Genomic DNA, 21,511 nt, shown 5'->3' with positions numbered 1-21,511 from the left:
GACTCTTTATTTAAATCAGCTGCGCGATACCTAGTTATAGGATATCGGTATTTGTTTCGAACCCGATATGTCGCTCCAATTTTACTTTATGTGGCGCGATGGCAGAATGGTTATGCTGCGGATTGCAAATCCGTCGATCTCGGTTCGACTCCGGGTCGCGCCTCCACAATTTAGAGTTTGATGAGTATCTTAGCGATAAGATACAGTGCTTACTACCAAGAGTACGTATCATCAAAGTCAACGAGTTTGCCCGAGTGGTGGAATTGGTAGACACAAGGGATTTAAAATCCCTCGCTTAATAGGCGTGCCGGTTCAAGTCCGGCCTCGGGTACCATCATTCAAGCCTCGACTTATGTCGGGGCTTTTTTGTATCTAGCGTTTGCTGAGCTGTGTACTCAATAGAACAATTGAATTTTAAGCCCTCGCAGCATTTATACATCGTATAGCTTAAGTCTGACCGAGTACACTCGGAGACTCACAACATACCGTTGAATCATTTTATCTGTGACAGATAGAATCACTTGCTTTATGTCTTGGTATTATTAAACTCGCATGAACATATTTGTGATTTAGATGATGAGAATAGAGTTTTTTTAATGGTATAATTTATCCCAAATGCCATTGAATATATTTTAAGAGTTCAAGTTAATGAAATATGTCGTTTCGAAAGGTTTTACTTTAATTGAGTTAGTCGTTGTGATCATTATTCTTGGACTCCTCTCTGTAGTTGCGCTTCCTAAGTTTATTAATTTAGGCCAAGATGCCCATGATTCAGCAGCTAAAAGTCTGTTTGGGGCATTCTCTTCAGGGGTTAAGATGTATCACAGCTGCTGGAATGCGTCAGGGGCTAGTAGTCAAGTAGATGATTTGTCCTGTTATGGTGATGGTACATTAGATTCTAGTAACACTGGATTTCCACTCAGTACTACAAATGGTGGGGATGGAAACCATTTAACGGGCGACAAATGTAAAGAAATTTGGCAAGGCTTGCTAGAGGGCGACGACTATGTCCTTGCACCTCATAATAACGCTGCTTTTGGAGGCGATACAGATATTGTTTACCATTATGGTAATGGCTCATCGTTAACTGGTGGATCATACTGCTATTATAATTACATTTCTGATAATCGTGCTATTGGCTCGGAAAATTGGCAGCTCCAATATTCCCCTGGTTCTGGTCAAACTATCATTACACGTGCCACTTTAAGCGTTAATTAAACTATTTATAGAAAGATTACTTCACGATTTAAACTATCTAAGAGGGATGCAATTTCCCTCTTTAGTATTCTACTCAATACCTCCAAAAATTTGCCATACTTAACTATCGGTCGATATGTCCTTCGATCAGACTGAAATAGTTCGGTATATTTAAGGAGGTAAGTTTATGCTTGGAAGGAGTTCAAGTTACGCACTCTTAGTAACCTTGTTGTTACTCAATATCAATCCTTCGTTTGCCATAGAGCGCGCAGAAGCTGCTTACCAATCTTTAGCCTTTCAAATTCAATTTGCACAACTAATTCGGCCTTCTAAACAATTAGATAACGACTATCGGGCATTAACCTTAGGCACGAATGAGCTAAAAAAAACCAGAGTTGAGCATATTTTATCTGATCTACAAGAATTTTGGACATCTGTTGGTGTTCCAAATAATGCAAGTAAATCAGTAAACTATACCGATTTACTTGCGCATGTGTTTGCCTTAGAGCCATTATCAAGTGACTACCTAGCCACCAGTAATAAAGTTCGTTTTCAATTGTGGTTAAGCCAACAAGAAGAGTGGGGAGAATTACGAATCGATAGGTGGTTAGAAGAGGGTGATGTACATAGCTTAGTGCCAGAAATTCGCCGCAGATTGCTGTTACTCGGGGATGTAGATAGTTCAAATAATAGTGATCAACTTAAACAAGATATTCATATAGCAGATGCCCACTTTATCATCGGGGTGAAGAGTTTTCAGCAACGTCATGGATTAAAGCGAGATGGTATTATTGGGCCAGAAACGCTTCGATGGATAAATCTGAAGCCATTCGAACGAGCTCGTTTACTGGCGATGAACTTTGTCGATAAGACCAGGTTTTTAGCCTCGGTAGAGCCCAGATTCTTATTAATCAATATACCAGCATTTCAATTAGAGCTCATCAGTCATGGTCGAATAGAGTTGCAGTCTAGAGTTATTGTGGGTAAACCATATCGACAAACTCCGGTACTAAGTAGTCAGATATCCAATCTAGTCATAAATCCCAGTTGGCGTGTCCCGAGACGATTACTGACACGAGATCTATTGCCTAAGGTAAGAGAAGATGGCGGTTATATTGAGCAGAGAAACTTTGATGTTTTCGACAGACACGGGGAGCTTGTGAGTAAATCACCACAAGAATGGCAAGATTTGGCGCATGGTCGATTTCCATATCGATTAGTGCAAAAGCCTGGTGAAGGAAATACCTTAGGCCGATATAAATTCTTTTTTAAAAATAAATATAACGTGTATATACACGATACTTCAGATAAAGACCTGTTTAACGAGTCCAACCGAGCACTTTCTTCGGGGTGCATACGTATTGAAAATGTTGAGGGGTTAGCTAATTGGATGGCATCCCATTTAGTTAAAGATAAGCAAACTTGGGTAGAGATGCAGATTGAAAGGCGCAAAACACAATGGTTTTCCCTTAATGATACGTTACCTGTGCATTTAGTTTACTGGACTGCATGGATCGATGAAAATGGTAATGCTCAATACAGAAATGATATTTATCATCAAAATTCGGTACTTAACACTGCAATAGCCCACTTAACACCCTAATCCCACTCATAATCACTGCGCTGATCACGATTGTTTACTTGAAATTTGATTGATTTCAGTTTAATTTGTTGGCTGTTTTGCGTAAAAAATAATCAATGGTGGTTGTGTGTCTGTAGTATGTCCAACTCGTAGACAGTTGTTGCTAGGTCTTAGCGGCGCTGCAATGTTTTCCATGGTTCCTTCTAAAGTCTATGCAAGCCGATCAACGAAAGGAATACGTTCGTTAGGGTTTCATAATTTACACACAGGAGAGCGTGGGCAAGGAAGCTATTGGGTGGATGGAAGTTACCAAAGTCAGATCCTATCGGATTTTAGCCATATTTTAAGAGACCATAGACGTAATGAAGCTGCACCTATGGACAAGCGTCTTTATGATTTTCTTTTCAACCTAAAAGATTCACTCAATGTTGAGCAAGACTTTAATGTGATTTCTGGATACCGATCTCCTAAGACCAATGCCATGTTAGCGGCGAAAAGTAGTGGGGTAGCTAAAAAAAGCTATCATATGAAAGGTATGGCAATGGACATCGCTATACCGGATGTCAAACTCAGTGATCTTAGGGATGCTGCCATTGAACTTAAACTTGGTGGCGTGGGTTACTACCCTAGATCTGGGTTTATTCATGTTGACACTGGTCCTGTCCGTACTTGGTGATGTTATCAATAGTTGAAGGGGATTACTTGTCGCGCAACTAAAGGGTTTGTCCGCTTGTATTCGCTGTGTTATTATACGGCCGCGTTAAAACGTCCTTACTGGTCGAAAGTTGGGACAATCTGAAACTAATTATTATTTAAGTGAGAAAACTATGTCTTACACTATCGCTGCTGAAATCCGCACTGAAATCGGGAAAGGTTCGAGCCGCCGCCTACGTCATGCGGATAAAGTTCCTGCTGTTATCTATGGTGCTGGTAAAGAGCCTATCTCTATCAAGTTTGACCATAAAGATATCATCAACATTCAAGAAAATGCTGACTTTTATTCTAGCGACCTAACTATCTCTGTAGATGGTAAAGAAGTTAAAGTACGTGTTCAGGCAATGCAGCGTCACGCATTCAGAGCTCAAATCGAGCATATTGATTTCACATTTGCTTAATTTGTGAATTCGAAATAAAAAAGCGCCTATTGGCGCTTTTTTTGTCGCTGAAAAAAATTCAGTTATTATACTTGATCCAACTCCTGCTGTTTGTCAGGGCACGAAGCGATAATACTCGCGACACCTTGCTCATTGATCTCCTCTAATCTGACATCGAAGCCCCAAAGACGGTGTAAGTGTTTAACGACCTCATGGCAACTATCTGCTAGCGGGATCCTGTTTGTTGGAATGTATTGCAGTGTTATTGACCGATCGCCTGTGACTTCAACCTGATGGATCTGAATATTAGGTTCTAAGTTAGAAAGGTTATACTGCTGAGATAGCATCTGACGGATCTCTTTATAGCCTTGTTCATCATGAATGGCCGAGACGGCAAGAAAATTTTTCTTATCATCATCCAATATACCAAAAAGCTTAAATTGTCTGATAATATTTGGCGAAAGATATTGGCTGATAAAACTTTCATCTTTAAAGTTACGCATTGCAAAATGCAGTGTTTCAAGCCAATCACTGCCCGCAATATCTGGGAACCATTCTTTGTCCTCTGCTGTCGGGTTCTCACAGATCCGTCTAATATCGACAAACATATTAAACCCCAAAGCATAGGGGTTAATTCCACTATAGTAAGGACTGTTATAGCTTGGCTGTGCAATGACATTGGTATGATTTTTAAGGAATTCAATCATAAAGCTATCAGTCACCAGACCATCATCATACAAATGATTAAGAATGGTATAGTGCCAAAATGTTGCCCAACCTTCGTTCATGACCTGTGTTTGTTTTTGTGGATAAAAATATTGCCCCATTTTTCGAACTATGCGAACGATTTCTCTTTGCCAAGGTTCAAGTAAGGGGGCATGCTTTTCGATAAAATATAGAATGTTTTCTTGAGGCTCTTCCGGGAAGGTAAACTCCGTCTTTTCTGTTTGCTCATGGTGAGGTTTCGGGATGGTTCTCCATAAGTCATTTACCTGACTTTGCAGGTACTCTTCACGCTCTTTCTGCCTGTGTTGCTCTTCTTTAAAAGAAATTTCACTGGGTCTCTTGTATCTATCGACACCATAATTCATTAATGCATGGCATGAATCAACGATTAGCTCGACTTGGTTGATACCATGGGTCTCTTCGCATTCTCTGATATAGTTTTTTGCGAAGACCAGATAATCAATTATTGAACTCGCATCTGTCCAAGTCTTAAATAGGTAGTTGTTTTTAAAGAAGCTATTATGTCCAAAGCTGGCGTGAGCCATCACCAATGCTTGCATCGTGATGGTATTCTCCTCCATAAGATAAGCAATACATGGATCTGAATTGATGACTATTTCGTAGGCCAGCCCCATTTCTCCACGTTTATAACTTTGTTCTGTTTCAATAAATTTTTTCCCGAAAGACCAGTGTGTGTAGCCTAAGGGCATGCCTATACCGGCATAGGCATCCATCATTTGTTCGGCAGTGATCACTTCAATCTGATTAGGGTATGCGTCAAGTTTATAATGTGTTGCGACGCGTTCAATTTCGGTTAGGTATGCTTGTAGTAATTCGAAATTCCAATCTGGCCCGTCATCAAGCGGTGTCCGCTTATTTTTGTTATCCATAACGCCCCCTAAACAGCTTGCTTCTTGAAGAGTTCTCTAAATACTGGGTAAATATCTTCGGCCTGCTTGATATGTTGTACTGCTATGTTATCAAATGATTTTTGCAGGCTCTCATATTCACGCCATAAAGTTTGATGTGCACGGTTGGTGATTTCGATGTAACTGAAATACCTCACTACAGGGAGTAATTGTTTCTCTAAAATCTGCTTACATCCTGGAGAGTCATCAGCCCAATTATCCCCATCGGATGCTTGAGCTGCATAAATATTCCACTCACTTTCTGGATAACGCTCTTTTTGGATCTGGTGCATCAATTTAAGAGCGCTGGAAACTATGGTGCCACCAGTTTCTTGAGAGTAGAAAAATTCATGTTCATCTACTTCTTTAGCTTGAGTGTGGTGGCGAATATAGACTACGTCTAGGTTTTTATAAGTACGAGTCAAGAACAAGTAGAGTAAAATATAGAAACGTTTAGCCATATCTTTTGTGGCTTGATCCATAGAGCCTGAAACATCCATTAGACAAAACATCACCGCTTGACTAGAGGGCACTTCCCGTTTGGCATAATTGTTATAGCGTAAATCGAACGTATCGATAAAGGGCACTTTTTTGATTTTTTTGTTTAATTCTTCTATAGATTCTTTCAAGAAAAGAATTCTTTCCGCCTCAGCTCCTGGCGTATTTTCTAGATCATTAAGTTCAAGCTCCATCTCATGTACTGACTTTTTCTTGCCCGAAGTCATAGCGATACGTCTGGCCAAAGAAGAGCGTAAAGAGCGAACAATATTAATGTTGGCTGGTACACCATCATTGGTAAACCCAGCTCGATAAACTTGATACTCAACAAGTTTGTTGAGCCGGTTGTTTTGTAAGTTAGGCAGTTCTAAATCTTCAAACAAGAGTTCTAAGTATTCATCTTTAGATATTTGAAAAACAAAATCATCTTCTCCTTCGCCTGAGTCCGACGCTTCGCCTTGACCTGATCCACTGCCACCACCTGATGGTGGCCGCTCTATTTTATCGCCTCGGATAAATTGATCGTTGCCAGGGTGAACGCGTTCTCTTGACCCCCCTTTTCCTTGATGAAAAGAAGGCTCACAAATATCTTTCGTTGGTATGCCTATTTTCTCACCTTTATCAACGTCGGTGACACTGCGGCGGGTGACCGCGTCACTGACCGCTTTCTTTATCTGTTGTTTATACCGATTAATAAAGCGCTGACGGTTAACCGTGCTCTTTCCTTTAGCATTGAGCCGTCTATCAATAAAATTTGCCATGTGCACCTCCCAAGTCAACACAGGGAATACAAATCATTCCCTGTTTGTCTATGTTAAGAAGACTTACGTACTCTCAGGTACCATTCTGACAGTAATCTGACTTGCTTCTTGGTGTAACCTTTTTCCATCATTCGGTTAACGAAATCATCGTGCTTACGTTGATCGTCTGTGGATGTCTTAGCATTAAATGAGATAACCGGGAGCAGATCTTCCGTGTTTGAAAACATTTTCTTTTCTATCACTACTCTTAGTTTCTCATAGCTGGTCCACAAGGGGTTTGACCCTTCGTTATTGGCTCTAGCTCTGAGAACAAAGTTAACAATTTCATTTCTGAAATCTTTAGGGTTGCTGATCCCTGCAGGTTTCTCAATTTTTTCAAGCTCAGCATTAAGCGCTGAGCGGTCAAATAGTTGGCCAGTTTCTGGATCTCTATACTCTTGATCTTGGATCCAAAAGTCAGCATAAGTCACATAACGATCAAAGATATTTTGTCCATATTCAGAATAGGATTCTAAATAAGCTGTTTGGATCTCTTTACCGATAAACTCTACATACTTAGGAATTAAATATCCTTTTAAGAATTCGAGGTAGCGCTCAGCTGTCTCGGAAGGGAACTGTTCCTGCTCAATTTGGCGTTCAAGCACGTAAAACAGATGTACAGGATTAGAGGCTATTTCACTATGATCAAAATTAAATACCTTAGATAAAATCTTAAAAGCAAAACGTGTCGACAAACCTTGCATACCTTCATCAACCCCTGCGTAATCCCGATATTCTTGATAGGACTTAGCTTTTGGATCTGTGTCTTTAAGGCTTTCTCCATCGTACACCCGCATTTTGGAATATATCGATGAGTTTTCAGGTGTCTTAATACGAGAAAGTACACTAAATTGGGCTAATGTTTCCAGTGAACCCGGTGCACAAGGTGCGGTTGATAGTTCTGAATTACAAAGTAATTTTTTATAAATCTGAATTTCTTCGGAAACGCGCAAACAGTAAGGCACTTTGACGATATAAACCCTATCTAAGAAGGCTTCATTGGTTTTATTGTTTCTGAAGGTTGTCCACTCTGATTCATTAGAGTGAGCAAGAATAATGCCGCTGTAGGGAAGGGCGGAAAGGCCTTCAGTTCCGTTATAATTACCTTCCTGAGTTGCAGTCAGCAAAGGGTGGAGCACCTTAATCGGTGCCTTAAACATTTCCACAAACTCCATCAGCCCTTGGTTTGCACGACATAATGCCCCAGAGTATGAATAGGCATCGGCATCATTTTGCGCGAAATGTTCCAGCTGGCGAATATCTACTTTACCTACTAGTGATGAGATATCTTGGTTGTTTTCATCACCTGGTTCAGTTTTGGCTATGGCTATTTGATCTAAGATTGCGGGATAAACTTTTACCACTTTAAATTGTGAAATGTCGCCACCGAACTCATGTAGACGTTTAACGGCCCAAGGAGACATGATAGATTTAAGGTATCTATTAGGAATGTTATATTCCTTCTGCAGTAAGTCACTGTCTTCATCTGGATTAAATAAGCAGAATGGATGATCGTTAACGGGACTCCGTTTGCCATTTGCCATGAGAACATAGATGGGTACTTGTTGCATAAGATCTTTGAGTTTTTCAGCTAGCGATGATTTTCCTCCGCCGACTGGGCCAAGAAGGTACAGAATCTGCTTAGACTCTTCCAAGCCTTGTGCCGAATGCTTCAAGTAGGCCACTATTTGCTCTACAGCTTCTTCCATGCCATAGAAATTTTTAAATGCTGGAAACCTTGAAATTAAACGGTTAGAAAAGATACGGCTAAGTATTGGATCTTTGGAAGTATCGACAACCTCTGGATCGCCGATGGCAATGAGAAGTCGCTCTGCAGCTGACACATATGCATTTCGGTTGTCTTTGCAGATATCCAAAAATTCTTGTAGTGAATACTCTTCATCGAGTTTTTTTTCATAGCGCTGTTGGTAATGCTCAAAAATGCCCATATTCCACCCCCTGAAACGCCTAACAAATTCGTAAGCGATAACTGAAAACCAGTCTCCTACTTTTAATACTAGACCTAAAAAATTAATCCAGTATTAAAAAAGTCAAATAAAACAATGGGAAACAGTTGCAAATGCAACAGTTGCACTTGTTTGTAGAGGGTGTTTTAGTGGGATATGTTTGGCTAAAAAATAAAAAAGGAGCCGATATGGGCTCCTAATATTACTTATTTATGGGTTTGAGCACCCATAATACTTTGCTGTTTTAAGCAAACTGCTCGTTAACGAAATCCCAGTTAACCAGTTCCCAGTAGTGAGCTAGGTAATCAGGGCGTACGTTACGATAATCGATGTAGTAAGCATGTTCCCAAATATCAACGGTCATGATAGGAGTTACGCCATCATCAGTAAGCGGTGTTGCTGCATTGCTTGTGTTAACAATCGCAACACTACCATCGGCATTCTTGACTAGCCAAGTCCAGGCACTACCAAAGTTGTTGACTGCTGAATCGGTAAATTTTGCTTTAAATGCTTCGAAAGAACCAAATGCTTCATCGATAGCTTTAGCGACTGAACCGGTAGCTACGCCGCCACCGTTTGGCGATAAACAGTTCCAGTAGAAAGTGTGGTTCCAGATCTGAGCTGCGTTATTGAAGATACCGCCCGTTGAAGTCTTGATGATCTCTTCAAGGCTTTTATCCGCAAGTTCTGTGCCTTCAACTAGGCCGTTAAGCTTAACAACGTATGTGTTGTGATGCTTACCGTAATGGTATTCGATTGTCTCTAGTGAGATATGTGGTTCAAGTGCGTCTTTTGCATAAGGTAATGCAGGTAGTTCAAAAGCCATGAGTTGCTCCACTCTATGTTAGGTTTATTATATTTCTAGAATCTTATTCTACTTGAAAAATCTCTATCAGTATCTTCAATTTCCCGATTAAAGCAACAAAAATGTTTATATTTAATAACCTTTTAAAAAGTAGGTTTTAGTTATGGGTAAACCTGAAGTACAATAGAAGAAATTATTCGTCATTGTGTGTGCAGTTTAGGAATTGAAATGGAAACAAACGAAACAGTAGAGAAAATCAAGGCACAGATCGCCGAGAACCCAATCATTGTTTACATGAAAGGTTCTCCAAAATTGCCGAGTTGTGGCTTCTCATCACAGGTTGCTCAAATCATGATCAACTGTAACGCGCAATTCGCGTTTGTTGATATTCTACAGCATCCTGATATTCGCTCAGAATTACCAAAATATGCTAACTGGCCAACATTTCCACAGCTTTGGATTGAAGGTGAATTGATTGGCGGTTGTGACATTTTGGTTGAAATGTATCAAAAAGGTGAGTTGCAAACGCTTATTACTGAGACTTCAGCAAAATATCCTTCTGAAGAACAAGCATAATTTCGTTATTGCCCCAAAAAAGCCTTTCTGATGAAAGGCTTTTTTATTGGGTTTAAATCCTAGAGTAAGTTAAACGCCGTTAGTTTCACTTTCTTTAGGCATAGGGAGTAGCAGGTTCATGGTGATCGCTACTATGCCGCATAAGCTTATTCCAGTAAGACTAAATGAGCCGATACCTAAGGCCATGCCGCCGATACCAAACACTAAGGTCACACCCACAATACAGAGGTTTCTTGGCTCTGTAAGATCAACTTGATTACGAATGAGTGAGTTCAAACCTACCGCAGCTATCGAGCCAAATAAAAGACACATGATACCGCCCATAACAGGCACTGGTATGGTTTGCATGAGTGCGCCAAGTTTACCAATAAAGGCCAGAATTATTGCGGTGACGGCCGTATAGGTCATGATCACTGGATTAAAACACTTGGTCAGTGTGATTGCGCCTGTCACTTCGCTATAAGTAGTATTAGGTGGACCACCGAATGCCGAAGCTGCGATAGTCGCAACCCCATCACCAGCTAACGTTCTATGTAGACCTGGTTTTTTCATATAATCCTTACCGGTTACATTAGAGATAGCCAAAATATCCCCAATATGTTCAACAGCAGGGGCGATGGCGACGGGGATCATAAATGCGATGGCATGCCAATTAAACTCGGGGGCGACAAAGTTTGGCATTGCTATCCAGCTCGCTGTGATAACAGGTGTAAAGTCGACCACACCAAAGGCCAAACTTAGACCGTAGCCGACGAGTATACCCGCTAGAATAGGCATTAATTTGAGTAAACCTTTAGCGAAAATTGCCACCGCTATAGTAGTGAGTAGCGCTGAGAGCGAAATAATCAGTGCAGTACTTTGTTCGATGAGTACAAGAGAACCATCGCCACTTTTACCTAATGCCATGTTAACGGCAACAGGGGCTAAGCCTAAGCCTATTACGATAATGACAGGTCCAACAACAACCGGAGGTAACAGTCGCTTTATAAAGCCATCACCTTTAATTTTTATTACAGATGCGAGCACTAGATATACACAACCCGCTGCCATCAAGCCACCCATGGTTGATGGGATCCCCCAAGTTTGTACACCGTACATAATGGGAGCAATGAAGGCAAAAGATGAAGCAAGGAATATCGGGATTTGTCTTTTTGTTATGAGCTGAAACAGTAGTGTACCGATACCTGCAGTGAACAAGGCGACGTTAGTGTCTAGCCCTGTTAATAGAGGCATCAAGACGAGAGCACCAAATGCGACGAATAACATTTGTGCTCCCTGAAGGGCGAGGGATAGATTTTTCATTATTATCTCTGTTAGTAGTTACAAGGCTAATGTTAACAGTATGAAAAAACAATAGTAGGGATTAAGGTCACTGAACGTTTAACTTATGCGAAATAATTACAGAAAAGCGTAAATAGACAAGTCAATTCTTTAGAGGGGGGGAAGTTGTGATACAATTTTATCATCTTGTCCCATTAGAACAGTGAAGATGCTGAAAACCTTATTAAACTCTTCTATTCTTTTTACCGCTAGTTTGTTACTTCCAATAAACCAAGTGAGTGCTGCAGAAGTTAATCAGCTCGATGAAACGCTTGTCAAAGTCGAGTCTCGTTCCAAAACTGAACGTCAAAAAGCCATTTCAATTGGACTTAGAGATATTGTTTTAAAGAACTCTGGCGCTCAGGCATCTTTATCTCATCCCAGTGTGCAAGCTAAAGTTAAAAATCCATCTTCATTATTACGACAATATGGTTACCAAGAGATCGATGGAGAGTTGTTTCTACAAGTTAACTTTGATCATCAACGGATTATTAAACTGCTTAGAGAGGCTCAACTACCCGTTTGGGGCAAACAAAGACCACTGACTTTGATCTGGTTAGCTGAAGAAGACGCCGTAGATAGACAGATCGTTAATGATGCATCCATGTTAGACAGTCGTGAGTTATTTCAATCTGCTTCAAACTCTAATGGTGTGCCTTTGTTGTTTCCAATTATGGATTTAGACGACAATATGATGGTGTCTATCAATGATATTCGTGGCATGTTTGTTGATCAGGTCGCACTAGCCTCCCAGCGTTATCAAGCTGATTACTTTGTGATGGCCTCGATTGACACTCGAGGGGAAAACGTTAAATATAATTTTTCACTTTATCCTAAAGCCAATGAAGATGACGTATTGGCTTCACTTACAAGCAAACACGGTACAGCTAGTGATGTCGATAATGCTGTCAATGATATCCTCACCGCTGTGAGTGAGTATTACATTAGTAAGTATGCCATTGTTGATACGGGGGCTGCACTCGATAGTAATGTCACTTTTGTTGATATCACAGAGATGAAGCAGCTAGTTGAAATTGAAGAATATTTTAAACAACTCACAGCCGTTAAATCGGTTCAATTGACACAGCTCCATGGAACTTCTGCTACGTTTAGACTCGATCTTTTTGGTACAGAGGAAGACTTATATCGATTAATGAAGTTAGAGCCTAGAGTCAATGTATTAGAAAGTAATCTCCCCGTCAGCATACCTACAGATGGTTTTGACTCATTGCCAGAAATCGGTGAAAGTCAGGGCCCTGAGTATCGCTGGAGAGGCTAATGCCAGTGTGATTATTAATTTTAAGGGACTCGTGTTAAAATGAGTTCCTTAGTGTTATCTGAGTAATTGAGAAATATCTGAGTGAAATCTAACTCACCGTTACAATTGTCGTTACCGGTTCATCTACCTGATGATGAGACCTTTAATAGTTATTACCCTGCTGCTGGGAATGATGAACTCATTCAAAGTCTTCAGACTTGTGCTGAAGGGAAGGCAGAGAAAGCTGTTTACCTGTGGGGCCCAGTAAAGTCGGGTCGTACTCATTTAATGCACGCCGCTTGTGCCCATGCCAATGACCTTCAACGCAGTAGTTTCTATCTGCCTCTTGGGATCTATGCCAGTATCTCTCCCGCGCTTCTAGAAGGTTTAGAGCAGTTGGATCTTATCTGTATTGATGATATTGACGCGATTGCTGGTCACCCGTTATGGGAAGAAGCCATTTTCGATCTCTATAATCGTGTTTCAGAAAATCAAAACTGCTCATTGATTGTCAGTGCCAGCGTATCATCTACAGATTCAGGTTTTACTCTTGCTGATCTTGTTTCGCGTATGCAATGGGGGCTGAATTATCAGCTACAGCCGATGGCGGATGAAGAGAAACTTGCAGCGCTGCAACGCCGTGCAGCAATGAGAGGATTACAACTCCCCGAAGATGTGGGACGTTTTTTACTTAACCGTTTGGCCAGAGACTTAAGAACGTTATTTGATGTGCTAGATAGACTTGATAAAGACTCATTAGTACACAAACGTAAGTTAACCATTCCGTTCGTAAAACAAATGCTAAAGCTATAGGTCATATTGGGACCCTCAATTAGGGTTATTCAATGTCTCGAGAACAGAAAACCGGTAATAACTAGGTTATTACCGGTTTTTTATTACTTGTAAATGAGTCTAATTGATTTTATGTCTATCACCGCTAACTCGTAACTCTGGAACATAGGAGGGCTGAGCTTCTTGATTTTCAGATAATTGAACAACGCTCATTACTGGTGATTTTGGAGATGAATTCGGTGTGATCGTCAGGTTTTCTAACCAAGACTGTCCAGCGTTCATCTCTATAGGCTCAGGTAAGGCTGCAATGACTTGAGTGCCGTTTAAGTTTGGTAACATTTCATTCAGTACGAAGGCGGCGCGCAGTGGGATCAATGAGCCTGAACTATTTTCTCCGATCCTGCCTCTTTGTCCCCAATCTACGATAATGCTGTCAGCTGTTGCATTTTCAGGGTTGTCAGTCACACCCACATCGCGTTGAATACCCAGTCTGTGACTCATCATCGCTTCTTCAAATAACATGGCAGTATCTTCACGGCTTGTTGAGTAAGCGTAGTAGTCTGTCGCGTGATCTGAGGAGAAGAATTGAGTGACATCACTGGGTAAATAGCCTTGTTGAATACTAGTTGCCGTTTCTCCTCTAAAGCTCACATTGCCTAGGCTAAACATTTCTTCGCTGTTAAGGGGATACCTAGCGCTGACTTGATCGGATATTAACTCACCTGCCGATGTGCGTCGGTTGTAATGTTCTAATAGTGTTTGACTGTTTACAGCAATATCAGCGTATATTGAACTTGGGAAGAAGTCGTTAGCATGAGCGAGCTCATGGTATAAAAGAGAAGATAGGTCTGGACTCATCTGTTCAATGCTGCGCTCTGTTCTGATTTGGCGTGGGCTGGTGTATGAAACGTATGCATTATTTTTCACATAGCGCCACGGCATAATAAATCCGAGTTGATTGCCGAATGAGCTTCGAAAATCCGCAGCTTCATTGATGACATCACGCTCTTCTGCGAGTAACCACAGATCAGTAGGATCTAAGTAAATTGCACCAGTAACAACCCAATAAAATGAAGGGCGAACATCATAACTGATCACAATAGCCGTCACTGATTGTAATAATTGAGCAAAATCACTATTGGGGTCCATTTGGTCTAGAAATGTTTCAAAATTTTCTCCCATCCATTGATGAGAAACGAGCAATCTATCCATGATTTTATCTTTTGAAGACAAAGCCGTTGTTTGGCCTAATAACGGCAATTCTTGGATCTGACAGGGTGCCATCAGCTGGTTTGAATAAACGCAGCGATTGAGCGCTTCTCTGTAAGGCGATTGCTCTTTGAAGGGGAAAGTACGGGCAACAGCTTCATCGAAATAAGGAGAGGTGATTGTCGCTTCATTGGTGATAAGTATTACGACTTCGTCGCTAACCTGTTCACTCGCCATATTAGCGGTTGCGCGTAACACGGCAATCGTATCCGAATCTACATTTGGGGCTATAAATTGAGGTCTTTCTATATTTGTGGTGTCTATGTTGAGCTCGGGCCCAGATGCAATACACCAACTCAGATCAGAAGGGGCTTCATCTGCATTAATCCCCACTCTGTCGACTCTAACACTGACATTATTCCCTTCAACAACCTGATGGTCGCTGCGAATATTAAGCTGCTCATTTGTTGTGGGGGAAACTGTTATGTCGATAGTTTCTTCTAGCAAGATACCATTACCTGCGATCTCAACAGAGAAACTATAAATTCCAGCATCGGCAAATTCAAATGCCAAAATTGGGCTTTTTACCGATTTAATAATGAGTGACTGTCCCGCAGTTTGCTGCCATTTAAAGGTTAAACCTCTACTGTCTGTGTTAGTTACTCTTGCCACTATCGCGGCAGATTGATTTGCTTTATAGGTTTGTTCTGTTACAAATTCGAGTGCAGATGAGGTCGATTGAATATTTAACTGTGTTTGCTGCTCACATCGGGTCAAGCTTGGTGGTGGGGGATCAATCGGTAAGATCGAATCTTCATCTGAGCTACCGCCACCACAAGCTACGAGTGTAAGAACACTGGCTAAAGTAAGCGTGTTAAGTTTCCTCATCTATGCGGACTCCAAATAATATGATTTTCTTAGTTATAGTTTTAACAAAATATAACACGATGCATAACATTCAAGCACCAGTTTTACCTAACAATTTTTGTGACATAAGGTATCGGTGTCATGAGTGACAAAAAAAGCGCCGACAGGCGCTTTAATGAGGTCATGGTAAAAGTAATGGATTATTTCTGTTTTTTCTTTAAGCCTAATCCTAACTCTTTACCACGGATCCGAGCATAAAATGGAAAACCAATAAGCAGTGCGCCGAGTAAAAGTACTTCTACTAATGCGAAAAGAAAATGGGTTTCAGTGACATAAAGTAAAGTTAGACCATGAAGCATATACACACAGATGATGAAACTTGCCCATGCATAAGTATACGGCTTACCTTCAATGATGCCTTTTAATGGGAAAAGCAGCGGGATTATCCATAGCGCGGTAAATGCCACTGAGTATTCACCCGTGATCCCTTTATTGATAAACCAGGCACTGAGCATTAACACTAACGTAATGTAACCTATACGGCATAATTTAAATAAGCTTGTTGAATTCATTTACGGGCCTTAAAGAATCGCTAGGACATTTTCTGGTGGGCGTCCAATGGCTGCTTTATCATTAGCTAACACAATAGGGCGCTCAAGTAATTTTGGTGTATCTACAATCGCTTGAATAAGTTGCTCTTCACTTAATGTCGGTGCACTTAAATTCTGCTCTTTATATTCAGTTTCTTTGGTTCGCATCAACTCTCTGGCTGTTAGCCCAAGTTTAATGAGCAAACTTTCAATTTCACTTTTTTTCAGAGGGAATTTCAAGTATTCAACCACTTGTATTTCACAGCCTTGCTCTTCGAGCAAAGCAAGAGTTTGACGGCTTTTAGAACAGCGTGGGTTATGAATAATACTGACGTGAGTCATGGGCTTATGTCCGAATGTAAAATTTGGGGGTATCATACTAGAAAGCGTGACCAAAGTCACAATCACTCCGAGCTAAAAAAGAGACATAATGCGTTGTCGATAATGTGATGGAAAAGAAGCACCTTAGTGTTTAAGGTGCTTCTAAATTTAAGTTGATTATTGCAGTGCTTCAAGGGCCGACTTTGCTTGTTTGAATTGCCTGATTCTCGCTTCAATCCTGGCTAGCTGTAGCGGATCCTCTTCTGAGAGTCGATAGGCAAAATTAAGTTGGTCGATAGCACCTTTGTAGTTAGCCCCAAGCGCCATCGACTCAGCTTTAACGAAGTGCTCCATGGCCTTATTACCGGTTTTTTGATAGGCATCACTGAGTAAGAAGAACGGCAGCTGATTTTGCTTATCTAAGAAGATTAGCTCCTCCAACAGCGGGATCGATTTAGAGGCTTTACCCGATTCGATATAGACATGGGCTAAGTTCGTATTGATGACCTGTGAAGAAGGCTTTAACTCATGTTGTGCCTCAAGAAAGGTTATCGCTTGGTCAAAAGCATCTTTCTGTACTAAAAGATCCGTTTTAGTATCGATATAGAATAAATTACTTTTGTCACCTTTTAATAAAGCATCGATAATGTCTTCTGCCTCACTGAAACGTTTAGCTTTAAACAGCGCCAGAGCCTTGCCGTAAAGTGCTGCATCTTTAAAGGTGTAAGTTTTCTTTTTTAGTTGTTGGTCGAAAAGTGAGAGTGCAGCCTCTTCGCTATAATTTGAAAACCTGACCTGTATACGAGCCTTAGCTAACTGAAAATTAATGTTGTCAGGGATATATCTATGGGGATATTGGGCAGCTCTGTTCCGTGCCTCTGTTATACGTGACTCAGGTAAGGGGTGAGTCAATAACATCTGTGGCGGCTTAGTGGTAAAACGGTAGCGAGTGGCAAGCTTTGCAAAAAAGTCTGAGGCGCCGTTGGGGTCGAAGCCAGCATCGACCATGATCTGCATGCCAATGCGATCCGCTTCTTTTTCATGTAAGCGAGTAAAGTTTATTTTTGCTTGTGTCGCTAAAGCTTGGGTCGTGGCAAGGGCGGCCATACCAGCTTGGGGCGCCGCGATGGTGAGTAAAATTGCGCCTAACATGCCAGCGATAGTTGCCGTTGAACTCTTATTTTGTGCTTCTAAAGAGCGGGCTAAGTGCCGTTGGGTCACGTGGGTAATTTCGTGACCTAATACAGACGCTATTTGACTTTCATTGTCAGCATTTAAGAATAATCCTGTGTGCACACCTACATGTCCACCAAAGAACGCGAAGGCATTGATTTCATCATTTCTTAACAGGAAAAAATAGAAAGGCGTTTTTACCCCAGTTGCATGAGCCACTAACTTATTGCCTAGTTCAGTAAGGTATTGAGTTAATACTGGGTCATTGAGCATAGGTGCTGAAGACCGAATAACCCGCATATATGCGTCGCCATAGACGGTCTCTTTCTCAAGACTGAAAGTATTAACGGCAGCAGTTCCAAGATCCGGAAGGTCATTATTAGCAAAGGCCAAGGGGGCTGAGGCGCAAAATAGCAGAGAAATGGCACCAGCTAATAGAGATTTTGTCGATGTAATTTTACTCAATCTTATCCTTAATGCGGTCAGTGTGGCCTTAAATGTGACCATCTAAAAGGTTCTAAATTTTTATTAAAATGGCAACGTATTGATTTGTAAGGTAAACGTGTGAGGCAATCGTTTGTCTTATTATTAATATTACCTGCAGTTTTATCCAGATTCTAATATTTGTTTAAATTAAGGATTAAGATGTGGCTCTTTTAATCCAATTGACAGTAGAATACGCGTGGATCTCTTGTGATTTTCCTTACAACTTAGGATAATAGCTGAAGTTTGTTCATGGCAAGATTAATATGATTATTATTGATTTAACTGCACTTCGTTGCCCATTGGTGTTAGTGAAAGTTAAACTCACGCTAAAACAGCTCAATAGTGACCAAGTCCTACGTGTTTCGTTATCAGACACTGGCTCTCGGCAAGATGTTCCCCGGTTTTTAAAAAAAGTTGGTTATCATTATCGAGAAGTGAGAAATGATGAACAAGCTTTAATCTTAGATATCAGAAAGTAGGGGCATACTCCCCGTCATTACAAAGTAACGAACAAGAGTTCAATTTCAGGAATGGTGAATGTTAACTTTATTGTCAAATTGGTATAAAGAGCGCTTTAGCGACCCCCAAGCGGTAACTTTGGTTCTTATTTTAGTCGGGATCGCCTTAGCGATTTACTTTGCTGGTGGATTGTTAGCCCCTCTTCTGGTTGCTCTAGTCTTGGCGTTCTTGCTTGAGTGGCCAGTAGCACAGATGCTTAAGTTAGGGCTTAATAGAACCACTGGTGCGTCTGTGGTATTAGTCATGTTCATCGGGGTGATGCTATTACTCACGTTTGGCTTAATCCCCAGTATTTGGAAGCAAGGTTTAGCCTTAATCACCGATCTGCCGACCATGCTTGATAAAGGACTGATCACTGCGCAAGGTTATGTGAATCAGTATCCTCAGTTTGTGAATCCTGATCAGCTGGATACTATGGTCAATGAGATCAAAAAGATGTTGGATACTCAGCATCTTCTTGACATAGGTAAGCAAATACTGGGTTATTCAGCGTCATTATTGGTGTTAATGGTATATGCCATCTTAGTGCCTTTGTTAGTCTTTTTCTTCTTAAAGGATAAAGATGTATTACTGAAAGGCAGTAAGCGTTTTATACCGACAAATCGCGATCTTGCCCGTAAAGTGTGGAATGAAATGCATCAACAGATCTTCAATTACATTCGTGGAAAGGTGATTGAGATTGTCATTATCGGTGTGGTCAGTTACATCTTTTTTGCCGTTATGGATCTCAGGTATGCCGCATTACTTGGTGTACTGACTGGGTTCTCAGTGTTAATTCCTTATGTCGGTGCCACATTAGTCACGCTTCCTATTGCCTTGGTCGCTTTCTTCCAGTGGGGGATAAGTCCAGAGTTTGGTTACCTGATGTTAGGTTACGCAATCATTCAGGCACTTGATGGCAATTTACTTGTGCCCATACTCTTTTCTGATGCGGTCGATCTTCATCCTGTCTTCATCATAGCAGCAGTGCTAATTTTTGGTGGTTTATGGGGAGTCTGGGGGGTATTTTTTGCCATTCCTCTTGCCTCATTAGTCAAAGCAGTCTTGAACGCTTGGCCATCGCCAACGCTTAAAGATGAATCGGAAATAGCGTCAAATTAGTATCGATAAGTGTTCAATGAAAGGGCCGTTAGGCCCTTTTTTATTTGGAGAAACTCTCATTGTGGCAAAGAGACTGTTTTGCTGTGACTGCTAAAGAGCGGTAGATGATGGTCGTTTGTTTAGCCTTGATGTTCCAGTGTTGCCAATAAAGCGGTACCCGTTTTCGTTTATTCGGTGTTATCTCAATTAACAAACCTTTTTCCAGCAGGGGTTCTGCTTGAAGATGACCCACTAAGCCATAACCTAGCCCTTGTAAAATCGCATCAAGGAAGCTCTCTGATGAGGGGATTTTATGTTCTCGCCAGCTGCCAGCCTTCATTTTAAAATACTTATTCAGATACTTTTCATGCAGCTTATCTTTGGTTGAAAACACGACCGCAGGAGCGAGTTCCAATGAAGCCTGTGACACAGTAATAGGAAAAAACCGCTGGATAAATTCAGGTGTAGCTACACATAAATATTCCATATCCCCTAAGTATTCACTGCTACAACCTGCTAAAGGCCGCTTCGTTGTGGTTACACACCCAACGGCTTCCCCGTTTTTGAGTAGGTTGTGGGTATAGGACTCATCATCGACAACTAATTCTAATAGCCACTGATGTCGCTTAAACACCTCGCACAATGCAGGTAAAAACCAGGTGGCCAAGCTGTCAGCATTCACGGCTATTTTTACTATGGTGGGTAAATTAGGGTCATCGACATCCATTTCAACTCTCAATTCACTTTCTAACAGTTCCACCTGAGAAAAGTGCCTGAGTAATCGTTTTCCTGTAGGAGTCGCTTCTACAGGGGTACTGCGAATAACGAGTGCTTGGCCTACTCTTTCTTCCAACTGTTTTATCCGTTGAGAAACTGCAGACTGTGTGATGCAGAGGACTTTAGCCGCTCGCTCAAAGCCTCCTTCAGAGACCACAATAGATAAAGCACGCAGATGAGCATAATCGAGCACAATGAATTTCCTCAAAAAGTAATACAGATAAACTCCAGTATAAGTTTTACTTATACATCATAAAAAAGATTAGTTATATTTATTTCTATCCCTTGTGTACGCTTGCCATCATTGAGTGGTATTAATTTTGGGGGATTAAGTATATGCAGGCGTTTATTCAAGGTATGGGGATAGGTGGAAGTCTTATCATGGCGGTCGGAGCACAAAATGCGTTCGTATTAAAGCAAGGTCTTAAGCGATCACATTCATTGCCTATCGCCGCTCTTTGCTCGATTATTGATGCGCTGATGATCACTGCCGGTGTGGCTGGTTTAGGTCATCTGATCTTGGCTTTTCCTTTAATTAAGGATATTGCCAGTATTGGGGGAGCGATTTTTTTACTGGCTTACGGTGCTAGAGCACTCAAGTCATCATTTGCAGCTCAAAGTATGGAGCAGGGGATAAGTAAAAACACTGATACACTGAAAGCGGCTGTTTTGACCACACTCGGGATCAGTTTTCTCAACCCTCACCTTTATCTCGATACCGTAGTATTACTGGGTAGCATCAGTGCACAATTTGAAGGTGCTGACAGACCTTTATTTGGTGCTGGAGCCGTTTTGGCATCTTTTGTGTGGTTTTTCAGTTTGAGTTTTGGCGCCAGATATTTAAGCCCTTTGTTTCAAAAGCCGAAAGCCTGGTGCTATTTGGATAGATTTATTTGGTTAACGATGTGGACTATTGCTGGCGTGTTGATCTGGCCATACATTCAAAATGTGGTTCAGTAATACCAA

The 21,511-nt window shown here is 41.1% G+C and carries 20 protein-coding genes and 2 tRNA genes; 12 read left to right on the top strand and 10 right to left on the bottom strand.

Annotation, left to right across the window (positions count from 1 at the left end):
• Positions 1-92: 92 nt before the first annotated feature.
• The 6 genes from FM038_RS13555 to rplY all read left to right on the top strand — a co-directional run bounded on the left by FM038_RS13555 (position 93) and on the right by rplY (position 3,894).
• Positions 93-166 (top strand) — tRNA-Cys (locus tag FM038_RS13555).
• An 82-nt stretch (positions 167-248) separates the two neighbouring features.
• Positions 249-334 (top strand) — tRNA-Leu (locus FM038_RS13550).
• A gap of 314 nt (positions 335-648) precedes the next feature.
• Positions 649-1,218 (top strand): type II secretion system protein, encoded by a 570-nt coding sequence (locus FM038_RS13545; protein ID WP_142871038.1) that lies wholly within the window; start codon positions 649-651, stop codon positions 1,216-1,218.
• Positions 1,219-1,384: 166 nt separating this feature from the next.
• Entirely contained in the window at positions 1,385-2,800 is a 1,416-nt protein-coding gene (locus tag FM038_RS13540; RefSeq protein ID WP_142871037.1) for a L,D-transpeptidase family protein, read from the top strand.
• 106 nt (positions 2,801-2,906) lie between these two features.
• Entirely contained in the window at positions 2,907-3,455 is a 549-nt protein-coding gene (mepK, locus tag FM038_RS13535) for a peptidoglycan L,D-endopeptidase MepK (RefSeq protein WP_142871036.1), read from the top strand.
• 151 nt (positions 3,456-3,606) lie between these two features.
• A complete protein-coding gene (gene rplY / locus FM038_RS13530) occupies positions 3,607-3,894 on the top strand; it encodes a 50S ribosomal protein L25 (protein ID WP_142871035.1) in 288 nt (95 codons plus the stop codon).
• Between the two features lie 65 nt (positions 3,895-3,959).
• Here rplY and FM038_RS13525 read toward each other — a convergent pair whose 3' ends face one another.
• From FM038_RS13525 to sodB, 4 genes are all read right to left on the bottom strand, one after another.
• Positions 3,960-5,489, bottom strand: coding sequence for a SpoVR family protein (locus FM038_RS13525; RefSeq protein WP_142871034.1), 1,530 nt, complete (start codon positions 5,487-5,489; stop codon positions 3,960-3,962).
• 8 nt (positions 5,490-5,497) lie between these two features.
• Entirely contained in the window at positions 5,498-6,766 is a 1,269-nt protein-coding gene (locus FM038_RS13520; RefSeq protein WP_195873034.1) for a YeaH/YhbH family protein, read from the bottom strand.
• A gap of 53 nt (positions 6,767-6,819) precedes the next feature.
• Entirely contained in the window at positions 6,820-8,754 is a 1,935-nt protein-coding gene (locus FM038_RS13515) for a PrkA family serine protein kinase (RefSeq protein ID WP_142871033.1), read from the bottom strand.
• Between the two features lie 262 nt (positions 8,755-9,016).
• Positions 9,017-9,598, bottom strand: a complete 582-nt coding sequence (gene sodB / locus FM038_RS13510) for a superoxide dismutase [Fe] (RefSeq protein ID WP_142871032.1) — start codon at positions 9,596-9,598, stop codon at positions 9,017-9,019.
• Between the two features lie 207 nt (positions 9,599-9,805).
• On the opposite strand from sodB, the gene grxD reads away from it, so the two are divergent.
• Positions 9,806-10,153 carry a Grx4 family monothiol glutaredoxin gene (grxD, locus tag FM038_RS13505; protein ID WP_142871031.1) on the top strand — a complete coding sequence of 116 codons (348 nt, stop codon included), beginning with the start codon at positions 9,806-9,808 and terminating at the stop codon, positions 10,151-10,153.
• Between the two features lie 69 nt (positions 10,154-10,222).
• On the opposite strand, the gene FM038_RS13500 is transcribed toward grxD, so the two are convergent.
• On the bottom strand, positions 10,223-11,455 hold the full coding sequence (locus tag FM038_RS13500) for a uracil-xanthine permease family protein (RefSeq protein ID WP_142871030.1): 1,233 nt from the start codon (positions 11,453-11,455) through the stop codon (positions 10,223-10,225).
• 187 nt (positions 11,456-11,642) lie between these two features.
• Between FM038_RS13500 and FM038_RS13495 the strand changes: the two genes are divergently transcribed.
• Both FM038_RS13495 and hda read left to right on the top strand, forming a co-directional pair.
• Positions 11,643-12,752, top strand: a complete 1,110-nt coding sequence (locus FM038_RS13495) for a DUF2066 domain-containing protein (protein ID WP_142871029.1) — start codon at positions 11,643-11,645, stop codon at positions 12,750-12,752.
• A gap of 81 nt (positions 12,753-12,833) precedes the next feature.
• Entirely contained in the window at positions 12,834-13,544 is a 711-nt protein-coding gene (gene hda / locus FM038_RS13490) for a DnaA inactivator Hda (protein WP_142871028.1), read from the top strand.
• Between the two features lie 99 nt (positions 13,545-13,643).
• On the opposite strand, the gene FM038_RS13485 is transcribed toward hda, so the two are convergent.
• From FM038_RS13485 to bepA, 4 genes are all read right to left on the bottom strand, one after another.
• Positions 13,644-15,620, bottom strand: coding sequence for a hypothetical protein (locus FM038_RS13485; protein ID WP_142871027.1), 1,977 nt, complete (start codon positions 15,618-15,620; stop codon positions 13,644-13,646).
• 179 nt (positions 15,621-15,799) lie between these two features.
• Positions 15,800-16,171, bottom strand: coding sequence for a DUF2069 domain-containing protein (locus tag FM038_RS13480; RefSeq protein WP_142871026.1), 372 nt, complete (start codon positions 16,169-16,171; stop codon positions 15,800-15,802).
• 9 nt (positions 16,172-16,180) lie between these two features.
• Complete coding sequence (arsC, locus tag FM038_RS13475; protein ID WP_142871025.1) at positions 16,181-16,531, bottom strand: arsenate reductase (glutaredoxin); 351 nt, start codon at positions 16,529-16,531, stop codon at positions 16,181-16,183.
• A 156-nt stretch (positions 16,532-16,687) separates the two neighbouring features.
• Positions 16,688-18,190 carry a beta-barrel assembly-enhancing protease gene (gene bepA / locus FM038_RS13470; RefSeq protein WP_185965692.1) on the bottom strand — a complete coding sequence of 501 codons (1,503 nt, stop codon included), beginning with the start codon at positions 18,188-18,190 and terminating at the stop codon, positions 16,688-16,690.
• A 242-nt stretch (positions 18,191-18,432) separates the two neighbouring features.
• On the opposite strand from bepA, the gene FM038_RS13465 reads away from it, so the two are divergent.
• Positions 18,433-18,648 (top strand): sulfurtransferase TusA family protein, encoded by a 216-nt coding sequence (locus tag FM038_RS13465; protein WP_142871023.1) that lies wholly within the window; start codon positions 18,433-18,435, stop codon positions 18,646-18,648.
• 58 nt (positions 18,649-18,706) lie between these two features.
• Positions 18,707-19,789 (top strand): AI-2E family transporter, encoded by a 1,083-nt coding sequence (locus tag FM038_RS13460; RefSeq protein ID WP_142871022.1) that lies wholly within the window; start codon positions 18,707-18,709, stop codon positions 19,787-19,789.
• Between the two features lie 40 nt (positions 19,790-19,829).
• On the opposite strand, the gene FM038_RS13455 is transcribed toward FM038_RS13460, so the two are convergent.
• Positions 19,830-20,738: a LysR family transcriptional regulator ArgP gene (locus tag FM038_RS13455; RefSeq protein ID WP_142871021.1), complete on the bottom strand. Its 909-nt coding sequence runs from the start codon at positions 20,736-20,738 to the stop codon at positions 19,830-19,832.
• Positions 20,739-20,881: 143 nt separating this feature from the next.
• On the opposite strand from FM038_RS13455, the gene FM038_RS13450 reads away from it, so the two are divergent.
• A complete protein-coding gene (locus tag FM038_RS13450; protein ID WP_142871020.1) occupies positions 20,882-21,505 on the top strand; it encodes a LysE/ArgO family amino acid transporter in 624 nt (207 codons plus the stop codon).
• Positions 21,506-21,511 lie beyond the last annotated feature (6 nt).

This window comes from Shewanella eurypsychrophilus (assembly GCF_007004545.3).
Lineage (GTDB): Bacteria > Pseudomonadota > Gammaproteobacteria > Enterobacterales > Shewanellaceae > Shewanella > Shewanella eurypsychrophilus.
This window is presented reverse-complemented; position numbering and strand designations above follow the sequence as displayed.